13 protein-coding genes are annotated in these 15589 nt (G+C 70.4%); all 13 read right to left on the bottom strand.

The genetic code is table 11. From position 1 onward, the window contains the following. Positions 1–55: 55 nt before the first annotated feature. Genes nuoN through AB0898_RS23115 form a run of 13 tightly spaced genes read right to left on the bottom strand, consistent with a single transcriptional unit; the run spans position 56 to position 15580 of the window. Positions 56–1705, bottom strand: coding sequence for an NADH-quinone oxidoreductase subunit NuoN (gene nuoN, locus AB0898_RS23175; protein WP_366804876.1), 1650 nt, complete (start codon positions 1703–1705; stop codon positions 56–58). Continuing rightward, positions 1702–3273 carry an NADH-quinone oxidoreductase subunit M gene (locus tag AB0898_RS23170; RefSeq protein WP_366804875.1) on the bottom strand — a complete coding sequence of 524 codons (1572 nt, stop codon included), beginning with the start codon at positions 3271–3273 and terminating at the stop codon, positions 1702–1704. The genes nuoN and AB0898_RS23170 overlap by 4 nt, the downstream gene beginning before the upstream one ends. A gap of 5 nt (positions 3274–3278) precedes the next feature. Beyond that, positions 3279–5174, bottom strand: a complete 1896-nt coding sequence (nuoL, locus tag AB0898_RS23165; protein WP_366804874.1) for an NADH-quinone oxidoreductase subunit L — start codon at positions 5172–5174, stop codon at positions 3279–3281. Between the two features lie 15 nt (positions 5175–5189). Beyond that, entirely contained in the window at positions 5190–5489 is a 300-nt protein-coding gene (gene nuoK / locus AB0898_RS23160; protein ID WP_366804873.1) for an NADH-quinone oxidoreductase subunit NuoK, read from the bottom strand. Continuing rightward, on the bottom strand, positions 5486–6316 hold the full coding sequence (locus AB0898_RS23155; RefSeq protein WP_366804872.1) for an NADH-quinone oxidoreductase subunit J: 831 nt from the start codon (positions 6314–6316) through the stop codon (positions 5486–5488). The genes nuoK and AB0898_RS23155 overlap by 4 nt, the downstream gene beginning before the upstream one ends. After that, positions 6313–6915, bottom strand: coding sequence for an NADH-quinone oxidoreductase subunit NuoI (gene nuoI, locus AB0898_RS23150; RefSeq protein WP_366804870.1), 603 nt, complete (start codon positions 6913–6915; stop codon positions 6313–6315). Before nuoI ends, AB0898_RS23155 begins: the two co-directional genes overlap by 4 nt. Further along, complete coding sequence (gene nuoH / locus AB0898_RS23145) at positions 6908–8272, bottom strand: NADH-quinone oxidoreductase subunit NuoH (protein WP_366804869.1); 1365 nt, start codon at positions 8270–8272, stop codon at positions 6908–6910. The genes nuoI and nuoH overlap by 8 nt, the downstream gene beginning before the upstream one ends. After that, positions 8269–10773, bottom strand: a complete 2505-nt coding sequence (locus tag AB0898_RS23140; protein WP_366804868.1) for an NADH-quinone oxidoreductase subunit G — start codon at positions 10771–10773, stop codon at positions 8269–8271. The genes nuoH and AB0898_RS23140 overlap by 4 nt, the downstream gene beginning before the upstream one ends. Beyond that, positions 10770–12116 carry an NADH-quinone oxidoreductase subunit NuoF gene (gene nuoF / locus AB0898_RS23135; protein ID WP_407078387.1) on the bottom strand — a complete coding sequence of 449 codons (1347 nt, stop codon included), beginning with the start codon at positions 12114–12116 and terminating at the stop codon, positions 10770–10772. Before nuoF ends, AB0898_RS23140 begins: the two co-directional genes overlap by 4 nt. Continuing rightward, positions 12116–12979, bottom strand: coding sequence for an NADH-quinone oxidoreductase subunit NuoE (gene nuoE, locus AB0898_RS23130; protein WP_366804866.1), 864 nt, complete (start codon positions 12977–12979; stop codon positions 12116–12118). The genes nuoF and nuoE overlap by 1 nt, the downstream gene beginning before the upstream one ends. Continuing rightward, positions 12976–14298 (bottom strand): NADH-quinone oxidoreductase subunit D, encoded by a 1323-nt coding sequence (locus AB0898_RS23125; protein WP_366804865.1) that lies wholly within the window; start codon positions 14296–14298, stop codon positions 12976–12978. The genes nuoE and AB0898_RS23125 overlap by 4 nt, the downstream gene beginning before the upstream one ends. Next, entirely contained in the window at positions 14295–15029 is a 735-nt protein-coding gene (locus AB0898_RS23120) for an NADH-quinone oxidoreductase subunit C (protein WP_366804864.1), read from the bottom strand. The genes AB0898_RS23125 and AB0898_RS23120 overlap by 4 nt, the downstream gene beginning before the upstream one ends. Then, the gene (locus tag AB0898_RS23115; RefSeq protein WP_018543831.1) at positions 15026–15580 is read right to left on the bottom strand and encodes an NADH-quinone oxidoreductase subunit B family protein; all 555 of its coding nucleotides are present in this window, start codon (positions 15578–15580) and stop codon (positions 15026–15028) included. The genes AB0898_RS23120 and AB0898_RS23115 overlap by 4 nt, the downstream gene beginning before the upstream one ends. Positions 15581–15589: the final 9 nt, after the last annotated feature.

The raw sequence follows: 15589 nt of genomic DNA, 5'->3' as shown, positions 1-15589 counted from the left end.
CACTGCCCGGCACCCCACGAGGGGCACCGGGCAGTCGCGCGCAACGGGTGTCGTGTCAGCGCACGAACACGCTCGCCTGGTTCGCCAAGGTCAGGAAGTACTGCGGGGCCACGCCCAGCACCACCGTGACCGCCACGCCGATGGCGATCGCCGTCGTCGTCAGCGGGGAGGGGACGGCGACCGTGGGGCCGTCCGGTTTGGGGGCGCTGAAGAACATCAGGACGATCACGCGGATGTAGAAGAAGGCGGCGATGGCGGAGGAGAGGACGCCGATGACCACCAGGGGGGCCGCGCCGCCCTCGGCCGCCGCGCGGAAGACCGCGAACTTTCCGGCGAAGCCGCTGGTCAGCGGGATGCCGGCGAAGGCGAGGAGGAAGACCGCGAAGACCGCCGCCACCAGGGGGGAACGGCGGCCGAGCCCGGCCCACTGGGAGAGGTGGGTGGCCTCGCCGCCCGCGTCGCGGACCAGGGTGACGACCGCGAAGGCGCCGATCGTCACGAAGGAGTAGCCGGCGAGGTAGAAGAGGACCGACGAGACGCCGTTCTGCGACGTGGCGATCACACCCGCGAGGATGAAGCCCGCGTGCGCGACGGACGAGTACGCGAGCAGGCGCTTGATGTCGGTCTGGGTGATGGCGATGATCGCGCCGCCCAGCATCGTGATGATGGCCACGCCCCACATCACCGGCCGCCAGTCCCAGCGCAGCCCCGGCAGGACCACGTAGAGCAGCCGCAGCAGCGCGCCGAACGCAGCGACCTTGGTCGCGGCCGCCATGAAGCCGGTGACCGGGGTCGGCGCGCCCTGGTACACGTCGGGCGTCCACATGTGGAACGGCACCGCGCCCACCTTGAACAGCAGGCCCATCACCAGGAGCGCCATGCCGATCAGCAGCAGCGCGTCGTTGCCCATGGTGTCCGCGAGCGCCGGGTCCACCCCGCTGACCGTGCCGTCGACGACCTGCGCGATGCGGGTGTACGACACCGAGCCCGCGTAGCCGTACAGCAGGGCGATGCCGAACAGCGTGAACGCGGAGGCGAAGGCGCCGAGCAGGAAGTACTTGACCGCGGCCTCCTGCGACAGCAGCCGCTTGCGGCGGGCCAGCGCGCACAGCAGGTACAGCGGCAGGGAGAGGACCTCCAGGGCCACGAACAGCGTCAGCAGGTCGTTGGCCGCGGGGAAGACCAGCATCCCGGCGATCGCGAAGAGCAGCAGCGGGAACACCTCGGTGGTGGTGAACCCGGCCTTCACGGCCGCCTTCTCGCCCTCGCCGCCCGGCACCGCCGCCGCCTGCGCGGCGAAGGAGTCGACCCGGCTGCCGTGCGCCACGGGGTCCAGGCGCCGTTCCGCGAAGGTGAACAGGCCGACCAGGCCGGCCAGCAGGATCGTGCCCTCCAGGAAGAGGGCCGGTCCGTCGACCGCGATCGCGCCCATGGCCGCGACGTGCGCCTTGGTGGTGCCGTATCCCCCGGCCGCGAGCGCCACGACCGCCGCGAAGGCGGCGCACAGCGCGACGGCCGAGACGAACACCTGGGCGTAGTAGCGCGAGCGGCGCGGGACGAACGCCTCGATCAGCACCCCGACCAGGGCGGCGCCGAACACGATGAGCGTCGGGGACAATTGTCCGTATTCGATCTTCGGCGCCTCGATCTTCGGAATCGGGTCCGCCGCCATTGTCCACAGGCTGTGGACGGCTGTCGCACTCACTTGGCCGCCTCCACCGCGGGCTTGGGGTCCTTCTCGTGTACGTCGGACAGGGTCTGCTTGACCGCCGGGTTGACGATGTCCGTCAGGGGCTTGGGATAGACGCCCAGGAAGACCAGCAGCACGATCAGCGGGGCCACGACCAGCACCTCGCGCACCCTGAGGTCGGGCATCGCGGAGACCTCGGGCTTCACCGGCCCCGTCATGGTCCGCTGGTAGAGCACCAGCGTGTACAGCGCGGCCAGGACGATGCCGAGGGTGGCGATGATCCCGATCACCGGGTAGCGCGCGAACGTGCCGACCAGGACCAGGAACTCGCTGACGAACGGCGCGAGTCCGGGCAGCGACAGGGTCGCCAGGCCGCCGATCAGGAAGGTGCCCGCGAGCACCGGGGCGACCTTCTGCACCCCGCCGTAGTCCGCGATGAGCCGCGAGCCGCGCCGGGAGATCAGGAACCCGGCGACCAGCATCAGCGCGGCCGTCGAGATGCCGTGGTTGACCATGTACAGCGTCGCGCCGGACTGGCCCTGGCTGGTCATCGCGAAGATGCCGAGCACGATGAAGCCGAAGTGCGAGATCGACGCGTACGCCACCAGGCGCTTGATGTCCCGCTGTCCGACCGCGAGCAGCGCGCCGTAGACGATGCTGATCAGGGCCAGGACGAGGATGACCGGCGTCGCCCACTTCGACGCCTCCGGGAAGAGCTGGAGGCAGAAGCGGAGCATCGCGAAGGTGCCCACCTTGTCGACGACCGCCGTGATGAGGACGGCGACCGGGGCGGTGGACTCCTGCATGGCGTTGGGCAGCCAGGTGTGCAGCGGCCACAGCGGCGCCTTCACCGCGAAGGCGAAGAAGAAGCCGAGGAACAGCCAGCGCTCGGTGCTCGTCGCCATGTGCAGCGAGCCGTTGGCGCGGGCCTGCACGATCTCCTGGAGGCTGAAGCTCCCGGCGACCACGTAGAGCCCGATGACCGCGGCCAGCATGATCAGACCGCCGGCCAGGTTGTAGAGCAGGAACTTCACGGCCGCGTACGACCGCTGCGTGGACGCCGCCACCTCCCCGTGCTCGTGGGCACGGTCCCCGAAGCCGCCGATGAGGAAGTACATCGGGATGAGCATGGCTTCGAAGAAGATGTAGAAGACGAAGACGTCGGTGGCCTCGAAGGAGATGATCACCATCGCCTCGACGGCCAGGATCAGCGCGAAGAAGCCCTGGGTGGGCCGCCACCGCTTGCTGCCGGTCTCCAACGGGTCGGCGTCGTGCCAGCCCGCGAGCACGATGAACGGCATCAGCAGCGCGGTCAGCGCGATCAGCGCCACCGCGATGCCGTCCACGCCCAGGTCGTAGCGGACCCCGAAGTCCTTGATCCAGGCGTGCGACTCGGTGAGCTGGTAGCGCGCGCCGCCCGGGTCGAAGCGGACCAGGACGACGATCGCCAGGGCGAGCGTGGCCAGCGAGACGAGCAGCGCCAGCCACTTGGCGGCGGTGCGCCGCCGGGCCGGTACGGCGGCCGTGGCCACGGCCCCGAGGGCCGGGAGCACCGCCGTCGCTGTCAGCAGGGGAAACGACATGGGTATCAGACCGCCCTCATCAGCAGGGTCGCGGCGACCAGCAGGGCCGCGCCGCCGAACATCGAGACCGCGTAGGAGCGGGCGAAGCCGTTCTGGACCCGGCGCAGCCGCCCGGACAGGCCGCCGAAACCGGCCGCCGTACCGTTGACCACGCCGTCCACCAGGGTGTGGTCGACGTAGACCAGGGAGCGCGTCAGGTGCTCGCCGCCGCGTACGAGGACGACGTGGTTGAAGTCGTCCTGGTAGAGGTCGCGGCGGGCCGCCCGGGTGAGCAGCGAGCCGCGCGGGGCGAGCGCCGGGACCGGCTTGCGGCCGTACTGCGCCCAGGCCAGGCCCACGCCGATCACCAGGCAGACCATGGTGGCGCCGGTGACGGTGAGCGCGCTCAGCGGGGAGTCGCCCTCGGCGTGCCCGGTGACCGGCTCCAGCCAGTGCAGGAAGCGGTCGCCCACGTCGAAGAAGGCACCGCCGGCGACCGAGCCGACCGCCAGCACGATCATCGGGATGGTCATGGTGCGCGGGGACTCGTGCGGGTGCGGCTCATGGCCCTCGGCGTCGGGCTGCCAGCGCTTCTCGCCGAAGAACGTCATCAGCATCACGCGCGTCATGTAGAACGCGGTGATCGCCGCGCCGAGCAGGGCCGCGCCGCCGAGGATCCAGCCCTCGGTGCCGCCCTTGGCGAAGGCGGCCTCGATGATCTTGTCCTTGGAGAAGAAGCCGGACAGGCCCGGGAAACCGATGATCGCGAGGTAGCCGAGGCCGAAGGTGACGAACGTGATCGGCATGTACTTCCGCAGGCCGCCGTACCGGCGCATGTCGACCTCGTCGTTCATGCCGTGCATGACCGAACCGGCGCCGAGGAACAGCCCGGCCTTGAAGAAGCCGTGCGTGACCAGGTGCATGATCGCGAAGACGTAGCCGATGGGGCCGAGGCCCGCCGCGAGGACCATGTAGCCGATCTGCGACATGGTCGAGCCGGCCAGCGCCTTCTTGATGTCGTCCTTGGCGCAACCGACGATCGCACCGAAGAGCAGCGTGACCGCGCCGACCACGGTGACGACGAGCTGTGCGTCCGGGGCGCCGTTGAAGATCGCGGCGGAGCGGACGATGAGGTAGACGCCGGCGGTCACCATGGTGGCCGCGTGGATGAGGGCCGAGACGGGGGTCGGGCCCTCCATGGCGTCCCCGAGCCAGGACTGCAGCGGCACCTGGGCCGACTTGCCGCACGCGGCGAGCAGCAGCATCAGCGCGATGGCGGTGAGCCGGCCCTCGGAGGCGTCTCCGGCGCGCTCGAAGACCGGTCCGAAGGCGAAGGTGCCGAAGGTGGTGAACATCAGCATGATCGCGATGGACAGGCCCATGTCGCCGACGCGGTTGACCAGGAACGCCTTCTTCGCGGCCGTCGCGGCACTGGGCTTGTGCTGCCAGAAGCCGATCAGGAGGTACGAGGCGAGACCGACGCCCTCCCAGCCGACGTACAGGAGAAGGTAGTTGTCGGCGAGGACCAGCAGGAGCATCGCCGCGAGGAAGAGGTTGAGGTAGCCGAAGAAGCGGCGGCGCCGCTCGTCGTGCTCCATGTACCCGATGGAATAAAGGTGGATCAGCGAGCCGACGCCGGTGATCAGCAGGACGAACGTCATCGACAGCTGGTCGAGGCGGAAGGCGACGTCCGCGTGGAAGTCGCCGACCGAGATCCAGGTCCACAAGTGCTGGATCAGCGTGCGGTGTTCCGCGTCCTTGCCGAGCAGGCCGGCGAAGAGGACCAGTCCGATGACGAAGGAGGCGGTGGACAGCAGGGTGCCGATCCAGTGGCCGACGCGGTCCAGGCGCCGGCCGCCGAGCAGGAGCACGGCGGCTCCGAGCAGGGGCGCCGCGATGAGCGGCGCGATCAGGTTCTCCACGATTCTTCCGACCCCTTACAGCTTCATCAGGCCGGCGTCGTCGACCGAGGCCGAGTGGCGGGCGCGGAACAGCGACACGATGATCGCGAGGCCGACCACGACCTCCGCCGCGGCGACGACCATCGTGAAGAAGGCGATGATCTGGCCGTCGAGGTTGCCGTGCATCCGGGAGAAGACGACGAACGCGAGGTTGCAGGCGTTGAGCATCAGCTCGACGCACATGAACAAGATGATCGCGTTGCGCCTGAGGAGCACGCCGGTCGCGCCGATGGTGAACAACAGGGCCGCGAGATAGAGGTAGTTGACGGGATTCACTGCGACGCGTCCTCCGTCCTCTTGAGGTTCACCGGTTCGCTCTCCGTGCGCTCCAGACGGTCCTTCGCGCGCTGTTCGAGTGCCTTGAGGTCGCCGAGCGCCCGCGCGGACACGTCCCGGATCTGGCCGCGTTCGCGCAGGGTGGCGCTCACGGTCAGATCGGAGGGGGTGCCGTCGGGCAGCAGGCCCGCGATGTCCACGGCGTTGTGCCGGGCGTAGACGCCGGGGGCGGGCAGCGGGGGCAGGTGTTTGCCCTCGCGGACGCGCTGTTCGGCCAGCTCGCGCTGGGTCCTGGCGCGTTCGGTGCGCTCGCGGTGGGTGAGGACCATGGCGCCGATGGCGGCCGTGATCAGCAGGGCGCCGGTGAGCTCGAAGGCGAAGACGTACTTGGTGAAGATGAGGGCCGCCAGGCCCTCCACGTTGCCGTTCGCGTTCGCCTGGCCGGTGCCGTCGAACTGCTTGAGGGAGGCATTGGCGATACCTCCGACCAGCAGGACGCCGAAGCCGAGGCCGCACAGGAGGGCCAGCCAGCGCTGGCCCTTGATGGTCTCCTTCAGCGAGTCCGCGGCCGTCACGCCGACGAGCATCACCACGAAGAGGAACAGCATCATGATCGCGCCGGTGTAGACGATGATCTGTACGACGCCCAGGAAATAAGCGCCGTTGGCGAGGTAGAACACCGCCAGGATGATCATGGTCCCGGCGAGCGAGAGCGCGCTGTGCACGGCCCGCTTCATCAGGACGGTGCACAGGGCGCCGATCACCGCGACGGTGCCGAGGATCCAGAACTGGACGGCCTCGCCGGTGGAGGTGGTGTAGGCGTTCATGCCTCCGCCCCCTCGTCTTCGGGCTTCTCGCCCTTGGACGTGGCCACCTGGCGGACCGTGCCCGGGGCGGCCTCGGTCACCAGCCCCCGGTAGTAGTCCTGTTCGTCGGTGCCCGGGAAGATCGCGTGCGGGCTGTCGACCATCCCCTCCTCCAGACCGGCGAGCAACTGCTCCTTGGTGTAGATGAGGTTGGCGCGGCTGGAGTCGGCCAGCTCGAACTCGTTGGTCATCGTCAGCGCCCGCGTGGGGCACGCCTCGATGCACAGCCCGCACAGGATGCAGCGGGCGTAGTTGATCTGATAGACGCGGCCGTACCGCTCGCCCGGGGAGTAGCGCTCCTCGTCGGTGTTGTCGGCGCCCTCCACGTAGATGGCGTCCGCCGGGCAGGCCCAGGCGCACAGTTCGCAGCCGACGCACTTCTCCAGGCCGTCCGGATGGCGGTTGAGCTGGTGCCGTCCGTGGAAGCGGGGAGCGGTGGTCTTCTTCTGCTCCGGGTACTGCTCGGTCAGCCGCTTCTTGAACATGGCCTTGAAGGTCACGGCGAAGCCGGCCACGGGGTTCTGGAAACCGGGAGCGGTCTCCTTCGGCTCCTCAGCCATCGGACGCCTCCTTTCCATCCGAAGTTCCGTCACTGACAGTGTCCGTCCCACCACTGACAATCAGCTCCCGCTCGGTGCGGCGCGGGCGGCGCCTGGGCACCGGGGGCAGCTCCTGGCCGGGCAGCGGCGGAACGGGGAAGCCGCCCGCCAGGGGGTCGAACGCGGGCCGCTCGACCGGGGGTTCGGCGCTCTTCGCCTTCTCGCGGAACAGGTCGGCGACGAAGGAGAGCAGCAGCAGGGCGAGGACCGCGCCGCCGACGTAGAGCGCGATGTCGGCGAAGTCGTAGTTCTCGTTGCGCAGCACCCGGACGGTCGCGACGAGCATCAGCCAGACCACGGAGACCGGGATGAGGACCTTCCAGCCGAGCTTCATGAGCTGGTCGTAGCGGACGCGGGGCAGCGTGCCGCGCAGCCAGATGAAGAAGAACAGCAGCAGCTGCACCTTGATGACGAACCAGAGCATCGGCCACCAGCCGTGGTTCGCGCCCTCCCAGAAGGTGCTGATGGGCCAGGGGGCCCGCCAGCCGCCGAGGAAGAGGGTGGCCGAGACGGCCGAGACCGTCACCATGTTCATGTACTCGGCGAGCATGAACAGCGCGAACTTGATGGACGAGTACTCGGTGTTGAACCCGCCGACCAGGTCGCCCTCGGACTCCGGCATGTCGAAGGGGGCGCGGTTGGTCTCGCCCACCATGGTGACGATGTAGAGGATGAAGGAGACCGGAAGCAGCAGGATGTACCAGCGGTCGTGCTGCTGCTCGACGATGGTCGAGGTCGACATGGAGCCCGAGTAGAGGAACACCGAGGCGAACGCGGCGCCCATGGCGATCTCGTACGAGATCATCTGCGCGCAGCTGCGCAGGCCGCCGAGCAGCGGGTAGGTGGAGCCGGAGCTCCAGCCCGCGAGCACGATGCCGTAGATGCCGATCGAGGCGACCGCGAGGATGTAGAGCATCGCGATCGGCAGGTCGGTGAGCTGCATGGTGGTGCGGTGGCCGAAGATCGAGATCTCGTTGCCGGCGGGGCCGAACGGGATGACCGCGATCGCCATGCAGGCCGGGACGGTCGCGACGATCGGTGCGAGGACGTAGATCAGCTTGTCCGCGCGTTTGACGACCACGTCCTCCTTGAGCATGAGCTTCACGCCGTCGGCGAGCGACTGGAGCATGCCCCAGGGGCCGTGCCGGTTGGGGCCGATGCGCAGCTGCATCCAGGCGACGACCTTGCGCTCCCAGACGATGGAGAGCAGCACGGTCACCATCAGGAACGCGAAGCAGAACACGGCCTTGACGACGACCAGCCACCAGGGGTCGCGGCCGAACAGCGAGAGGTCTTCGGCGGCGAGGAACGGGCTCATCCTCGGTCCTCCTTGAGGTCCTGGCCCTCGGCGACCGCCGGGCCGATACGGACGAGGGAGCCGGGCCGCGCCCCGGTGTCGGAGGCGACGCCCGCGCCGGTGGAGTCCAGCGGGAGCCAGACCACCCGGTCGGGCATCTCCGTGACGCGGAGCGGGAGTTCGGTCGTACCGGCCGGGCCGGTCACCGCGAGCGGGGCGCCGTCCGCGACGCCCGCCTCGGCGGCCGTCGCGGCCGACACGCGCGCGTACGCGGCGTGCCGGGTGCCGGCCAGCGCGTCGTCGCCCTGCTGGAGGACGCCGAGGTCGAGCAGGAGCCGGTGTCCGGCGAGCACGGCCTCCCCGGCGGCCGGGCGGGGCAGCACCCCGCCGGTGGCCAGCGGGTCGGCGGCCGGGGCGCCGTTCCAGGCGCCGAGCCGGTCGATCTCCGCGCGCGTGGTGCGCAGATCGGGCAGGCCCAGATGGACGTCCATGGCGTCGGCCAGCATCTGGAGCACGCGGCCGTCGGTCGGGGCGAGGCGGCGGGTCATCTGGTCGGGCTTGAGCGCGGCCTCGAAGAAGCGCACCCGGCCCTCCCAGTTGAGGAAGGTGCCGCCCTTCTCGGCCACCGCCGCGACCGGCAGGACCACGTCGGCGCGCTCGGTGACCTCGCTGGGCCGCAGCTCCAGCGAGACCAGGAAGCCGACCGCGTCGAGCGCCTCCCGGGCACGGGCCGGGTCGGGCAGGTCGTCGACCTCCACCCCGGCCACGAGCAGCGCGGACAGCTCGCCGGTCGCGGCGCCCTCCACGATCTGCTGGGTGTCGCGGCCGTGGCGCCCGGGCAGTTCGGCCAGGCCCCAGACGGCGGCGACCTCCTCCCGCGCGCGCGGGTCGGTCGCCGGGCGGCCGCCCGGCAGCAGCGAGGGCAGCGCGCCCGCCTCGACGGCACCACGCTCGCCCGCCCGGCGCGGGATCCACACCAGCCGGGCGCCGGTCGCGGCGGCCGCGCGCACGGCGGCGGTCAGACCACCCTCCACGCCCGCGAGCCGCTCGCCCACGACGATCACCGCGCCCTCGGCGCGCAGCGCCCCGGCGGCCTCGGTGCCGGGCGCCTCCAGGCCGGTGCCGCTCGCGAGGGCGTCCAGCCACTCGGGCTCGGTGCCGGGGGCGGCGGGGAGCAGGGTGCCGCCCGCCTTCTCCAGACCCCGGGTGGCATGGGTGGCCAGCGCGAACACCTTCTGGCCGTGCTTGCGCCAGGCCTTGCGCAGCCGCAGGAAGACGCCGGGCGCCTCCTCCTCGGCCTCGAACCCGACGAGCAGCACGGCGGGCGCCTGCTCCAGGGCGGTGTACGTGACGCCCGTGCCGTCGAGATCGCGACCCCGGCCCGCCACCCGGGCGGCCAGGAAGTCGGCCTCCTCGCCGCTGTGCACGCGGGCGCGGAAGTCGATGTCGTTGGTGTCGAGCGCCACGCGCGCGAACTTGCTGTACGCGTAGGCGTCCTCGACGGTGAGCCGGCCGCCGGTGAGGACACCGGCGCGGGAGCGGGCGGCGCCCAGTCCCCGCGCGGCCGCGTCGAGCGCCTCGGGCCAGGAGGCGGGCTCCAGGACGCCCTCGGCGTTGCGCACCAGCGGGGTGTCGAGCCGGTCCCGCGCTTGCGCGTACCGGAACGCGAAGCGCCCCTTGTCGCAGATCCACTCCTCGTTGACCTCGGGGTCGTCGGCCGCGAGGCGCCGCATGACCTTGCCGCGCCGGTGGTCGGTGCGGGTCGCGCAGCCGCCGGAGCAGTGCTCGCACACCGAGGGCGAGGAGATGAGGTCGAAGGGGCGGGAGCGGAACCGGTACGCCGCCGAGGTGAGCGCGCCCACCGGGCAGATCTGGATGGTGTTGCCGGAGAAGTACGACTCGAACGGGTCGCCCTCGCCGGTGCCGACCTGCTGCAGCGCGCCGCGCTCGATGAGCTCGATCATCGGGTCGCCCGCGACCTGGTTGGAGAAGCGGGTGCAGCGCGCGCACAGCACGCACCGCTCGCGGTCGAGCAGCACCTGGCTGGAGATGGCGAGCGGCTTGGGGTACGTGCGCTTGCGGCCCTCGAACCGGGAGTCGGCGTTGCCGTGCGACATCGCCTGGTTCTGCAGCGGGCACTCGCCGCCCTTGTCGCAGACCGGGCAGTCCAGCGGGTGGTTGATGAGCAGCAGCTCCATCACCCCCTTCTGCGCCTTCTCCGCGACCGGCGAGGTGAGCTGGGTGCGCACGACCATGCCGTCGGTGCAGGTGATGGTGCAGGAGGCCATCGGCTTGCGCTGGCCCTCCACCTCCACGATGCACTGGCGGCAGGCGCCGGCCGGGGCGAGCAGCGGGTGGTCGCAGAAGCGCGGGATCTCGATGCCGAGCTGTTCGGCGGCCCGGATGACCAGGGTGCCCTTGGGGACGCTGATCTCGATGCCGTCGATCGTCAGCGTGACGAGGTCCTCCGGCGGGACCGCCGCCTGCCCCCCTCCTGAGGGGGCATTCGTGGTCACGGTCATGCGTTCACCTCCGGGCGGTCCGCCCAGGCCGTCGACTTGGCCGGGTCGAAGGGGCAGCCCCGGCCCGTGATGTGCTGCTCGTACTCCTCGCGGAAGTACTTCAGCGAGGAGAAGATCGGGGATGCCGCGCCGTCGCCGAGGGCGCAGAAGGACTTGCCGTTGATGTTGTCGGCGATGTCGTTGAGCTTGTCGAGGTCGGACATGACGCCCTTGCCCGCCTCGATGTCCCGCATCAACTGCACGAGCCAGTACGTCCCTTCGCGGCAGGGGGTGCACTTGCCGCAGGACTCGTGGGCGTAGAACTCGGTCCAGCGGGTGACCGCGCGGACCACGCAGGTGGTCTCGTCGAAGCACTGGAGCGCCTTGGTGCCGAGCATGGAGCCGGCGGCGCCGACGCCCTCGTAGTCGAGCGGCACGTCCAGGTGTTCGTCGGTGAACATCGGGGTGGAGGAGCCGCCCGGGGTCCAGAACTTCAGCCGGTGCCCGGGGCGCATCCCGCCGCTCATGTCGAGCAGCTGGCGCAGGGTGATGCCGAGCGGTGCCTCGTACTGGCCGGGGCTCGCGACATGGCCGCTGAGCGAGTAGAGCGTGAAGCCCGGGGACTTCTCGCTGCCCATGGAGCGGAACCAGTCCTTGCCGTGCTGGAGGATCGCGGGAACCGACGCGATGGACTCCACGTTGTTCACGACGGTGGGGCAGGCGTAGAGGCCCTCGACGGCCGGGAAGGGCGGGCGCAGCCGGGGCTGGCCCCGGCGGCCCTCCAGGGAGTCGAGCAGCGCGGTCTCCTCGCCGCAGATGTAGGCGCCCGCGCCCGCGTGCACGGTGAGTTCGAGGTCGAGCCCGGTGCCGAGGATGTCCTCGCCGAGGAACCCGGCCGCGTACGCCTCGCGCACGGCCTCGTGCAGCCTGCGCAGGACGGGGACGACCTCGCCGCGCAGGTAGATGAAGGCGTGCGAGGAGCGGATCGCGTAGCAGGCGATCACGATGCCCTCGATGAGGCTGTGCGGGTTGGCGTAGAGAAGGGGGATGTCCTTGCAGGTGCCGGGCTCGGACTCGTCGGCGTTGACGACGAGGTAGTGCGGCTTGCCGTCGCCCTGCGGGATGAACTGCCACTTCATGCCGGTCGGGAAGCCGGCGCCGCCGCGGCCGCGCAGGCCGGACTCCTTCACGTACGCGATCAGGTCGTCCGGGGACATCGCGAGCGCCTTGCGCAGGCCCTCGTAGCCCTCGTGGCGCCGGTAGACGTCCAGCGACCAGGAGCGGTCCTCGTCCCAGAAGGCCGACAGCACGGGGGCCAGCAGCTTCTCGGGGCTGGTGTCCTTGAGGTCGGGTGCCAACGTCATCACTCCCCCTCCTCTGCGGTCGGACCCGCCGGGTGGGCCGGGTCGGAGGCCGAGGTGTCCTGCGGCGCGTCGTGCGAGCTGAGGTGCTCGGAGGGCGACGGGTCGTGGACCGGCTCCTCCTCGTGCGGTCCGCCGTCGCGCGGGTGGACCACGCGCGCGGGGTGCGCCTCGCCCTTGGCGAGCCGGAGCCCCACCAGGGAGGCGGGGCCCGCGCTGCCGCCCTCGGCGACGGCGCCGGGGCGGTCGTCGGGGAAGCCGGCCAGGATGCGGGCGGTCTCCTTGAAGGTGCACAGCCGGGCGCCGCGCGTCGGCTCGACGGGCTGCCCCGAGCGCAGGTCGTCGACGAGGCGGGTGGCGCTGGCCGGGGTCTGGTTGTCGAAGAACTCCCAGTTGACCATCACGACCGGCGCGTAGTCGCAGGCCGCGTTGCACTCGATGTGCTCCAGGGTGACCTTGCCGTCCCCGGTGGTCTCGCCGTTGCCGACGCCCAGGTGCTCCTGGAGGGTCTCGAAGATGGCGTCGCCGCCCATGACCGCGCACAGGGTGTTGGTGCAGACGCCCACCTGGTAGTCGCCGGAGGGGCGGCGCCGGTACATCGTGTAGAAGGTGGCCACCGCGGTGACCTCGGCCGTGGTGAGGTCCAGCATGTCCGCGCAGAACCGCATCCCGGTGCGCGTGACGTAACCCTCCTCGGACTGCACGAGGTGGAGCAGGGGCAGCAGAGCGGACCGGGAGTCGGGGTAGCGCGCGATCACCTCGCGCGCGTCCCGCTCCAGGCGGGCCCGGACGTCGTCCGGGTAGGCGGGCGGGGGCAGCTCGGGCATCCCGAGGCCGACGCCCCGCTCGGAGGAAGAGGTGGTCACCGGTCGACGCCTCCCATCACGGGGTCGATGGAGGCCACGGCGACGATCACGTCGGCGACCTGGCCGCCCTCGCACATCGCCGCCATGGCCTGAAGGTTGGTGAAGGACGGGTCGCGGAAGTGGACCCGGTAGGGGCGGGTGCCGCCGTCGGACACGGCGTGCACGCCGAGTTCGCCCTTGGGGGACTCGACGGCCGCGTAGGCCTGGCCCGGCGGGACCCGGAAGCCCTCGGTGACCAGCTTGAAGTGGTGGATCAGGGCCTCCATGGAGGTGCCCATGATCTTCTTGATGTGGTCGAGGGAGTTGCCGAGTCCGTCCGGGCCGAGCGCGAGCTGCGCGGGCCAGGCGATCTTCTTGTCGGCGACCATGACGGGGCCGGGCTGCAGCCGGTCCAGGCACTGCTCGACGATCGAGAGCGACTGGCGCATCTCCTCCAGCCGGATGAGGAAGCGGCCGTAGGAGTCGCAGGTGTCGGCGGTCGGCACCTCGAAGTCGTACGTCTCGTAACCGCAGTACGGCTGTGCCTTGCGCAGGTCGTGCGGCAGGCCGGTGGAGCGCAGGATCGGGCCGGTGGCGCCGAGCGCCATGCAGCCGGCCAGGTCGAGATAGCCGACGTCCTGCATGCGGGCCTTGAAGATGGGGTTCCCGGTGGCGAGCTTGTCGTACTCCGGGAGGTTCTTCCTCATGGTCTTCACGAACTCGCGGATGCGGTCGACCGCGCCGGGGGGCAGGTCCTGGGCGAGTCCGCCGGGGCGGATGTAGGCGTGGTTCATGCGCAGGCCGGTGATCAGCTCGTAGAGGTCGAGGATCATCTCCCGGTCGCGGAAGCCGTAGATCATGATGGTGGTGGAGCCGAGCTCCATGCCGCCGGTGGCGATGCACACCAGGTGCGAGGAGAGCCGGTTGAGCTCCATGAGGAGCACCCGGATGATGTTCGCGCGCTCGGTGACCTGGTCCTCGATGCCGAGGAGCTTCTCGACGGCGAGGCAGTAGGCGGTCTCGTTGAAGAAGGACGTCAGGTAATCCATGCGCGTGACGAAGGTGGTGCCCTGCGTCCACGTGCGGAATTCGAGGTTCTTCTCGATGCCGGTGTGCAGATAGCCGATGCCGCACCGGGCCTCGGTGACCGTCTCGCCCTCGATCTCCAGGATGAGACGGAGCACTCCATGGGTGGAGGGGTGCTGCGGACCCATGTTGACGACGATGCGTTCGTCGTCGGCCTTGGCCGCGGACCGGACGACCTCGTCCCAGTCGCCACCGGTGACCGTGTAGACGGTTCCCTCGGTGGTCTCGCGGCCGCTTACGGGGGGAGTGCTCACGAGTACGACCTCCGCTGGTCCGGAGCCGGGATCTGGGCGCCCTTGTACTCGACGGCGATGCCGCCGAGGGGGTAGTCCTTGCGCTGCGGGTGGCCCTGCCAGTCGTCCGGCATCATGATCCGGGTCAGGGCCGGGTGACCGTCGAAGACGATCCCGAAGAAGTCCCAGGTCTCGCGCTCGTGCCAGTCGTTGGTCGGGTAGACGGGGACCAGGGACGGGATGTGCCGGTCGGCGTCGGAGACGGAGACCTCCAGGCGGATCAGCCGGTTGTGGGTGATCGAGCGCAGGTGGTAGACGGCGTGCAGCTCGCGGCCCTTGTCGTGCGGGTAGTGGACGCCGCTGACGCCGGTGCACAGTTCGAAGCGGAGCGCCGGGTCGTCGCGCAGGGTGCGGGCGACGCGGACCAGGTGCTCGCGCTCGACGTGGAAGGTGATCTCGCCGCGGTCGACGACCGTCTTCTCGATCGCGTTCTCCGGGAGGAGTCCCTGTTCCTCCAGGGCGCCCTCCAGTTCGTCCGCGACCTCGTCGAACCACCCGCCGTACGGCCTGCTCGCCGGCCCCGGGAGCCGGACCGAGCGGACCAGGCCGCCGTAACCGGAGGTGTCGCCGCCGTTGTTCGCGCCGAACATGCCGCGCTGGACGCGGATCTCCTCGCCGCCCTGGCCGCGCTGGCCGGGGAGGTTGGAGGCCGAGAGGTCCTTCTCGGGGTTCGTGTCGCCTGCCTCGCTCACCGCAGCAGCCCCTTCATCTCGATCGTGGGCAGGGCCTGGAGCGCGGCCTCCTCCGCCTCGCGGGCGGCCTCCTCGGCGTTGACGCCGAGCTTTCCGCCCTGGATCTTCTTGTGGAGCTTGAGAATCGCGTCGATCAGCATCTCCGGGCGGGGCGGGCAGCCCGGCAGATAGATGTCGACCGGGACGATGTGGTCGACGCCCTGGACGATCGCGTAGTTGTTGAACATGCCGCCCGAGGAGGCGCAGACGCCCATGGAGATCACCCACTTGGGGTTGGGCATCTGGTCGTAGACCTGGCGCAGCACCGGCGCCATCTTCTGGCTGACCCGGCCCGCGACGATCATCAGGTCGGCCTGGCGCGGCGAGCCGCGGAAGACCTCCATGCCGAAGCGGGCGAGGTCGTAGCGTCCGGCTCCCGTGGTCATCATCTCGATGGCGCAGCAGGCCAGTCCGAAGGTGGCCGGGAAGACGGACGCCTTGCGCACCCACCCCGCGGCCTGCTCGACGGTGGTCAGCAGGAAGCCGCTCGGCAGCTTTTCTTCGAGTCCCATGTCGTATGG

Source organism: Streptomyces sp. NPDC005435 (genome assembly GCF_040703155.1).
GTDB lineage: Bacteria > Actinomycetota > Actinomycetes > Streptomycetales > Streptomycetaceae > Streptomyces.
This window is presented reverse-complemented; position numbering and strand designations above follow the sequence as displayed.